The following is an 8957-nucleotide window of genomic DNA, read 5'->3' as shown; positions in this document are numbered from 1 at the left end:
ATTTTAGCCAATAAAAAAGGCGACAGATAAACTGTCGCCTATAAAAGTGCAATTAGCACCAATTCTTATTTCAAGTATCCATACTTGCTAGTGACTATCCCGGTCAATATCCGTCTTATTTTTATTGCTTTCCGTGCAATTATTTTAGTTTATGGTCTTCCCGACACTTTATTTTTAGTCCTGTTGTCTTCCTGACCACAGCTTCCGTAGATGGTCTTCATGACACATCACAATCCTATCGTCTATCAATGACGCCTAAGTAACCATCCTTGTTAGGTGTATCTAAGTATCTTCCAGTGATAACAAGCTTCCAGCGAGTGCATCCAAAGCAATTTGCTTCCTATGCCAATGTTTGTATCCTACAAACATTCTCCTATTGGTGCGCGTTTCTCTGAATGTAAGGGTAAATGCTAAATAGCGCTTTGGCCTTCCCAACCAAATCCTTACTAAAATTCTTACGACCGGGACTTCAAACTGAAATCTCTACTCTTATTATTTTTAGTGAGTGGTCTCAATAATATTATTATTATTTCGTTAATTTATTCTTATATCTTAAATGTAAAAATACCAAAATCTGAAAGTTATTATTAGATAATTTTTGTACTTACAGTTGGGTTCATCTCGGTACGGGGCTCATTAAACCGAAATCTGTGATCACTGTCAAGTAAGTTTTTGCGGGTAGTTTACGTAAACGTCAAGTAAGTGAGGCGAAAAAGGACAGCATTTGCTGTCCTTTTAGTATTAACTAATATTTACTTAAGGCTTGATATATATTTAGATAATGCGTCCATATCGTCCGCATTTAGCTTCTTGGCGATATCTTGCATCATGCCATTTAAGTCGTTGTTACGATTTGTATCGTGAAACTTATTCAGCTGGATCTTGATGTAGTTAGCGTGTTGTCCGCTAACGTCAGGGAAACCTGCAGCTTCAGAGCCTTTACCTTCAGGTCCGTGACAAGCAATACATGCTGTAATGCCACGAGCAGAGTCACCGCCTTTGTAAAGCTGCTCGCCTAGAGCAGGAACATCTTTAACTTCGATAACTTGTTTGGTTTGGCTTGCATAGAATGCTGCGATATCAGAGATATCTTCGTCGCTAAGCATCATTGCCATACCGCCCATGATTGGGTCTGCACGGCCTTCTTTACCACCTGATTTAGCCGCGCTGCGGAAATCATGTAGTTGCTTTTCGATATAGGTCGTTTGTTGACCTGCAAGTTTAGGGTACATGTCTATCATGCTGTTGCCGTCAACACCGTGACAAGCAGAACAAACAACGGCTTTGGTTTTTCCGGCTTCAGCATTACCTTCAGCCATTACAGGTGAAGACATTGTGGCTAAAACAGACAGCGCAAGAGCTAACTTTTTCATGGCGTTCCAACTTCTTATTAAAATATTTGTCCTGAGCTTACTAGGAAGACCCGCAAGCGTGATAAAATGTATTTTATGTGATCGGGGTAATATTTTACACGAAATTGTGAAAATGTAAGCAACTCTTCGATATTTAACAGAGTTAGTTGAGAAAATTTTGGAGTTAATTGTGAGTGAATCTCGTATCGATTTCCGTAAAGCAGAGTTTTTAATTAGTGCGCCGGACATTGCGCACTTAAATGAATACCTCCCAGGTGACGTTGGGGTGGAGATAGCCTTTGCGGGTCGTTCGAACGCAGGTAAGTCCAGTGCGCTAAACTTATTAACTGAGCAAAAAATTGCACGTACCAGTAAAACGCCTGGTCGAACGCAGTTGATTAACGTGTTTAAACTAGATAAACATCGCCGCTTGGTGGATTTGCCGGGATATGGTTTTGCTCAAGTTCCATTGGCACTTAAAAAGAAGTGGCAGCAAGCGCTAGGTGAATACTTACTTAAGCGAGAATGTTTAAGTGGCGTTGTTGTGTTGATGGATATTCGTCATCCACTGAAAGATCTTGATATGCAGATGATTGAGTGGGCAGTTGAAAGTGATATTCCCGTTCTAGCACTATTAACTAAGGCTGATAAGCTGGGTCAAAGTGCCAGAATGAAAATGGTCAATGAAGTGCGTAAAAAGCTGAGTAACTTTGATGATGCGGTAAAAGTAGAAGCCTTTTCTTCATTGAAAGGGATTGGTAAAGGCAAAGTATTGGGCATTCTTGACCAGTGGTGCAAACCAGACTGGTTGCAAGAGCAGTTGACTGCAGAAGCGATTGAAGCGCAAATAGAATCAGATAAGTAGTCAGCTCACCAACATTAATTGGTATGAATAACGCTCCTAATGACAGGGGCGTTTTTTTTAGCTAAAAAAAACCGACGGAATAAACCATCGGCGTAAATTAGCTCTTTTGGGGAGAAGCTAAATTCAACAAGACTCAAGACCTACCAAGCTATGTTGATAGTGCTTAATGAACACAGCATAACCGTTTTTTTGACCGAATTAAAGTATTTACTCTAAAATTTATTTTAGACGAAAAAAAGCCCCAGCAGATTAGATCTGCTGGGGCGCCATAATTTGGCAATTCACTTCAAATCAGCGAATTTAAAAAAAGGTCTGAAAGATAGAACATCTTAACCTCTGTACCCTACGCAGAGAATATTACCCTATTAACCGTATTATGAAAAACAGTTTTTGTAAAAAACACACAATAATGTGACGCCGATCCCAAGAATCGTTCAATAAAAATACATGTTTTGATCAGTACATTTCATATTACTGATTTAAAAACATAAGCTTGCATTGGTTTTTAATTGAACAGTTTATTAGCGAGATAGATTATGGATTTTCTGTTCAGTGGATGAACTGGCTAGCCGTTTTCACAAAGGGGCTGTCGGGGTCTGGCTGGCAGGTTTAGATTAATGTGATGCTGATGATTAGATTAATAGAGCTGACTGATAGCAATCAGCTCTATAGGGCTTAATTTTATGTAATTGATTAGGCGAGATTTGATCATCTCTAACCAGTCACAATCAATTTAGTGTGCCTGCTCCCAGTTGTCACCAATGCCGGCTTCTGCAAGCAGTTCTACATCGAGTGTTGCTGCTGCAGCCATCAACTCACAGATTTTCACTTGCAAGCTATCCGCTTTATCAGCGTCAACTTCAAACACTAATTCATCGTGCACCTGCATGATCATGGTAATTTCACCATTGGTTTCTGTTGCAATCCAGTTGGCAATATTAATCATGGCTTTTTTGATTATATCGGCAGCCGTGCCCTGCATCGGTGCGTTGATCGCTGCACGCTCCGCTGCTTGCCTGCGCATTGCATTGCGGTCCTTAATTGCTGGTAGATATAAACGGCGACCAAATAATGTTGATACATAGCCTAGATCAGCTGCAATTGCGCGGGTCTCCTCCATGTAGTTGAGTACGCCCGGGTAGCGTTTAAAGTAGGTATCGATATAACGTTGTGCTTCAGCACGAGGAATATCTAGTTGCTTAGCTAAACCAAAGGCCGACATACCATAAATTAGACCGAAGTTGACCGCTTTGGCGCGGCGGCGTTGATCGCTGCTGACTTCACTGAAGTCTACATCAAACACTTCTGCTGCCGTGGCTTTATGAATGTCTTTACCTTCAGCAAAAGCTGTTAATAGCCCTTTGTCTTGCGACAGGTGAGCCATAATCCTTAACTCGATTTGAGAGTAATCGGCAGCAAGAATTTTTCTGCCCTCAGGTGCAATAAACGCATGGCGAATACGGCGGCCCTCTTCGGTGCGGATCGGGATATTTTGCAGATTGGGTTCACTAGAAGAAAGTCGACCTGTTGCCGCATTTGCTTGATGGTAACTAGTGTGGACGCGTCCAGACTGGGCGTTGACCATGAGCGGTAGTTTGTCAGTGTAGGTACTCTTTAACTTAGCAAGGCTACGATGCTCAAGAATAATTTTGGGTAGTGGATAATCAAGTGCTAACTCAATTAATACCTCTTCAGCCGTAGAGGGGGCACCTTTTGGAGTCTTCTTGATAACAGGATAGCCGAGCTTTTCAAAAAATAGCTCTTGTAGCTGTTTTGGTGAGGCTAAATTAAAAGGCTGGCCTGCAATCTCATGAGCCTTGGTTTGCAGCTCATCTATTTTACGAGCTAGCTCTTCGCTTTGTTGGCCTAACAACATGCTGTCGATCAGTACGCCTTGGCGTTCGATATTCGATAAAATATCAATGAGTGGCAGTTCGATATCAGTAAATACACTGGCAAGTTCTGGTAGCTTCTCTAATCGAGGCCACAAGTGTTGATGCAGTCTTAGGGTGATGTCTGCGTCTTCTGCCGCATAAGGTGCTGCAGTTTCCAGTGGGATCTGGTTAAACGTCAGTTGTTTTGCGCCTTTGCCGGCAATTTCTTCAAAACTTATATTTTTATGACCAAGATATTTAAGCGCTAAGTCATCCATATTGTGTTTCGATGCAACAGAGTTAAATACATAGGACTCAAGCATAGTGTCGAACTGTACACCTTTGAGCTTAATACCGGCATTAGCGAAAATGCTGATATCGTATTTAAGATTTTGACCAACCTTTTTAATTGCTTCATTTTCTAACAATGGTGTTAGTTTCTCAAAAACCATTGCTTTATCTAGTTGCTCTGGTGCATCTACGTAGTCATGAGACAAGGGCAGGTAGGCAGCTTTGCCCACTTCTACTGCAAATGATATCCCAACCAGCTCCGCTTCCATGTAGTTAAGACTCGTGGTCTCAGTATCAATGGCGATGAGATCTGCTTTGCTAAGTGTTGCAATCCAGTTGTCGAGTTGCTCAACAGACAAAATAGTGTCGTATTCAGTTTCAATATCTTGTTTAACGACAACTTCATCATTGTCTTCACTCGCACTAGCGCTAGATTTGTTATCTAGTACTTCTGCTAACCAACGCTTAAACTCCATTTCACCATAGCATTTAACTAGCTCATCTTTATTGGCTGGTGCTATGTCCATGGTGCGCCAATCTTGATCGAGCTCTACATCAAGCTTAATGGTGGCAAGTTCGTAACTTAGTTTGAGCATATCGCCATGCTCTGCAATTTTTGCTGGCATGGTTTTCGAGCCGCGAAAACCTAGCGCCGGCATTTTTTCTGGAGCAGCGAGAATATTATCAACGCCGCCGACACCGAGTAACATTGCCAGTGCGGTTTTCTCACCGACACCAGGCAAGCCGGGAATGTTATCGGCCTTATCTCCCTGCAAAGCAAGCAGGTCGATGATAAGTTCTGGGCCGACTCCAAATTTTTCGGTGACTTCAGCAGGGCCCATCACTGTATTCGTCATGGTATTAATTAAGGTGACGTTTTCATCTACCAGCTGCGCCATATCTTTATCACCAGTACTAATGAGTACTGCACGGCCCTCTTTGCTGGCCTGAGTGGCAATGGTACCAATAACATCATCAGCTTCTACGCCGGGAATACAAACCAGCGGTAAACCGAGTGCTTTGATTATTTGGTGCAGAGGAGCGATTTGTGTACGCAGGTCATCAGGCATGGGTGGACGCTGAGCTTTATACTCCGAATACATATCGTTACGAAATGTCTTACCTTTTGCATCAAACACAACCGCCATTTGGCTAGGCTTGTATTGATTCAACAGGCTACGAAGCATGTTAATTACGCCATATACAGCACCAGTTGCTTCACCTTTAGAGTTGGTCAAATGTGGTGGAGCGTAATAGGCGCGGTAAAGGTAGGAGGATCCATCCACAAGAACTAAAGGGTTGTCGGCAATTTTTGGCATAATAGGTATTCGTTTATCGCGTTTCGATGATGGCGCTAGCATGCCATATCAAGCCAATTTCAGCTACGGATAAATATTAGAGTGCCTGTGGATAACTCTGTGCATGGAACAGGGTAACTTAAAGTGTATGAACTTTTAAAGGAAAATGCTGCAGGTGTAACGTATTGAAAACTAGGTGTATTTTCTAATTGTGTGAAGTGGATGTTATTTTGAATAAATAAACTATAAATGTGGACTTTTTATTTTTATTCGCTTTATAAACCTAATCCTTGGTCAAATTATCGCCATTTGCTAAAGTGCAGTGATAACTTAGCACGATAATTAATCTGATCAAGTGCTTTATTGCAATTTTGTTAAAACAATATGATATATAAATGGAGATTTTAATGAAAAAAGTCGCAGTTCTTTTTAGTGGTAGTGGCGTCTTTGATGGCACGGAACTACATGAGTCTGTTTTAGCCTTGTTAGAGATTGCACGTGCAGGGGCTTGTTATCAGTGTTTTGCTCCTGATGTTGCTCAATTGCATGTGGTTAATCATCTCACTGGAGAGGTGGATGCAAGCGATAGTCGTAATGTATTGGTTGAGTCCGCACGGATCGCGCGTGGTGATATTATGGCTGTGACTGCTTTAGATATTAACGAGTTTGATGCATTGATTATTCCAGGGGGCTTTGGCGCCGCAAAAAATCTTTGTAATTTTGCAGTGGCAGGAGCTGAGCATGTTGTGGATTCGAGTGTAAAACAGTTTATTGGCCAGTTTACTCAAGCTAAAAAGCCTGTTGGTTTTATCTGCATATCGCCGATAATGATCCCGCAGTTTTATGGTGCTGGTGTTAAAGGAACCATTGGTTCCGATAGCAACACTGCCGCGGCATTTGAGCGGCAAGGAGGCAGCCATCAAGTTGCTGCTGTTGACGATATTGTAATCGATGAGGCTAATAAAGTGGTGAGTACACCTGCTTATATGCTTGCTGATAACATTATTGAAGCTCATAGCGGTATTGAAAAGCTAGTTAAACAAATATTGTTAATGGCTGAGTAAGCGACAAGAAAAAGGTGCCATTTACTGGCACCTTTAATGTGTAACGAGTGAGAGTCTTAGCTTAGCTTTTTAAGCTCCAATGCTGCTTGGCTACCAACATACTTAGCATCAATCAGTGAAAGCTCTTCTCCTGTCTTCCCTCCCATAGGAGGTGAAAAAGACAATCGTTTGTAGTCATCACTCAGTGTTTGCCAGCGGATCTTATCATCCCTCGAACCGTGAGGGTAAAGACCGACAGTAATGGCATTATGTAGACTTGCAACATGCAGTGGACCCGTTGAGCCTGCAATCATCATATCTGCAGCGACTAATGAACGAGAGAACTCGCCGATATCTTTTATCGGTTTCGCCATGAGGGCGTTATGTCCAGCGGCTGTAATTAACTCAACTACACTGGCAGCTAAAGGCTCTTCAGTTGGGCCAAAGGTGACGATAAACTTAACTTCGACGTCTGAATCTTTAGCAATCACATCAGCTATAGTGGCGAATTGCTCTGGAGATAGTGAGCCTTCTGACCCGCCACTACCCGGATGAATAAAGATAAGCTTTTCATTATCCGCTTTCCCGTAGAATTGCTGCCATTGAGCTTTCTCTCCGCTAACATCCCATAAACGCCATTTGATATCAGCTGGGGGAATATATTGCTGGCATAAAAAGTACTCGATATGATCTGTGCAATAGCGCCATTCAGGCTTTAGGCATGCACTGCGATTCAGTGGTGCTCTGTGGGTATATAAATATTGGAACCATTTTCTTCGCTGGCCTAGCCGATAGGGAATGCCCGCAGCTTTAATGACTTTAGTCATATCTTTATGGCTATGCATCACAATGGCTGCATCGTAGCGGTTAGCTTTGATTAGCTCAACGAGGTTCGAATCACCTTTTTTATAAATAAGTAGGTTGTCTATAAAGTCGAACTGACAAGCCAATGAATGGATCAAGGGAGAAACGATAACATCGATTTGAGCGTCGGGCATTGAACGTTTTAACAATGATATTGCTGGTAATGAATGACAAAAATCACCCAGCTTATCGACTCTGACAATCAATATCCGCTTCATGGATGGAAACCTTGATAAAATAAAATCAGTTATACATGTTCGCCTATAAGATGACAATTGAGTCTATGGGATTGTATGACCTCTAACTTGTTAGGTTGTTTTAGCTGGATAACAGATCATCAAAATTACATGATACAGATTGGGCGTTGCGTATCTGCTGCTATTAAGTGTATTTTTTCTGGCTATCGAGAAAGCCTTGCAGTACACCAGCTAATAATCCACCCAAGTGTGCACCGTTAGCAATAGAAAGACCGAACATGTCGGTAAAACCAAAAACAAGCCACAACAACATAAAACCGATGTAAGCAGGCGGCAGTCCGATCCCTGATTCAGGGCGCCTAATCCCCATAATCCAGGTGTAGCCGACGACCGCGTATACCACTCCTGATAGTCCACCGAAATTCGGTCCAGCCATAAAATACTGCAAAATATTCGGCAAAGTACCGCCAACCAGCAGCAGGATAAACAGTGGTTTAAAGCCTATTTTGTTTTCAATCTTGCCGCCTAAGTACCACCACCATAATAGGTTAAAGATGATGTGCATCGTCGAAAAGTGGATAAGACTTGGGGTGAATAATCGCCAGAATTCACTGAGTGAGGCGGGAGAGGTGGCGCCAAAAAAGGATAAACTCTCAAAAATGGGGCTAGCAAAGCCGAGGTTCATGGCTGCATAAATAATCACACAGCTAAAAAATACCGCTAGAGTAAGCGGGCCTGCTCCGGTGATAAATTGGCTGACTAACTGCAGACCGGGATTGCCGTAGTCTAGTTGGGTCTGGGTGCTGCCATTTTCCCATGAGGCTGCGAGATACTTCTCATCATAGGGGTTACTAAGAAACGCATGGTATTCTTGCTGAACTCGAGATAGTTGAGCTTCATCGTGCAGTACCAGCAATACCCCTTGCTCAGCAGGCATAATGCTACAGGTGATGTTCTGCCCTTTGAGATAGTCGATGAGAGCTTGTGCTGCTCTGCCATTGGGTAAGCTGCCTATCTCAATCATCGATCTCTCCTGCTGTAATTAATGAAACGAGTATTATACCAATCAGTATAAGAAGTTGATCTACTCAGAGCGTTTTTGGCAAGCTAATTCAAGGCAGGCTAATTCAACGTGAGTAATGACATAATGGTTATTCCCTTATGAGTTTATTC

General features: G+C 42.3%; 6 protein-coding genes. 2 read left to right on the top strand and 4 right to left on the bottom strand.

Going from position 1 to position 8957, the window contains the following annotated elements:
- Window positions 1-752: 752 nt before the first annotated feature.
- Window positions 753-1373 carry a cytochrome c4 gene (locus AB4238_RS09090; RefSeq protein WP_248975573.1) on the bottom strand — a complete coding sequence of 207 codons (621 nt, stop codon included), beginning with the start codon at window positions 1371-1373 and terminating at the stop codon, window positions 753-755.
- Window positions 1374-1542: 169 nt separating this feature from the next.
- Here AB4238_RS09090 and yihA point away from each other — a divergent pair, with 169 nt between their 5' ends.
- Window positions 1543-2217 carry a ribosome biogenesis GTP-binding protein YihA/YsxC gene (gene yihA / locus AB4238_RS09085; RefSeq protein WP_372033073.1) on the top strand — a complete coding sequence of 225 codons (675 nt, stop codon included), beginning with the start codon at window positions 1543-1545 and terminating at the stop codon, window positions 2215-2217.
- Window positions 2218-2950: 733 nt separating this feature from the next.
- Here the strand turns inward: yihA and polA are convergent.
- Complete coding sequence (polA, locus tag AB4238_RS09080; RefSeq protein ID WP_372033072.1) at window positions 2951-5701, bottom strand: DNA polymerase I; 2751 nt, start codon at window positions 5699-5701, stop codon at window positions 2951-2953.
- 386 nt (window positions 5702-6087) lie between these two features.
- Here polA and elbB point away from each other — a divergent pair, with 386 nt between their 5' ends.
- A complete protein-coding gene (gene elbB, locus AB4238_RS09075; RefSeq protein WP_372033070.1) occupies window positions 6088-6744 on the top strand; it encodes an isoprenoid biosynthesis glyoxalase ElbB in 657 nt (218 codons plus the stop codon).
- Between the two features lie 56 nt (window positions 6745-6800).
- Here elbB and AB4238_RS09070 read toward each other — a convergent pair whose 3' ends face one another.
- Both AB4238_RS09070 and glpG read right to left on the bottom strand, forming a co-directional pair.
- Window positions 6801-7805 carry a glycosyltransferase family 9 protein gene (locus AB4238_RS09070; RefSeq protein WP_372033067.1) on the bottom strand — a complete coding sequence of 335 codons (1005 nt, stop codon included), beginning with the start codon at window positions 7803-7805 and terminating at the stop codon, window positions 6801-6803.
- A 163-nt stretch (window positions 7806-7968) separates the two neighbouring features.
- Window positions 7969-8808: a rhomboid family intramembrane serine protease GlpG gene (gene glpG / locus AB4238_RS09065; RefSeq protein ID WP_372033065.1), complete on the bottom strand. Its 840-nt coding sequence runs from the start codon at window positions 8806-8808 to the stop codon at window positions 7969-7971.
- Window positions 8809-8957 lie beyond the last annotated feature (149 nt).

It is taken from the genome of Shewanella sp. 10N.286.45.A1 (assembly GCF_041470405.1).
Classification (GTDB): domain Bacteria; phylum Pseudomonadota; class Gammaproteobacteria; order Enterobacterales; family Shewanellaceae; genus Shewanella.
This window is presented reverse-complemented; position numbering and strand designations above follow the sequence as displayed.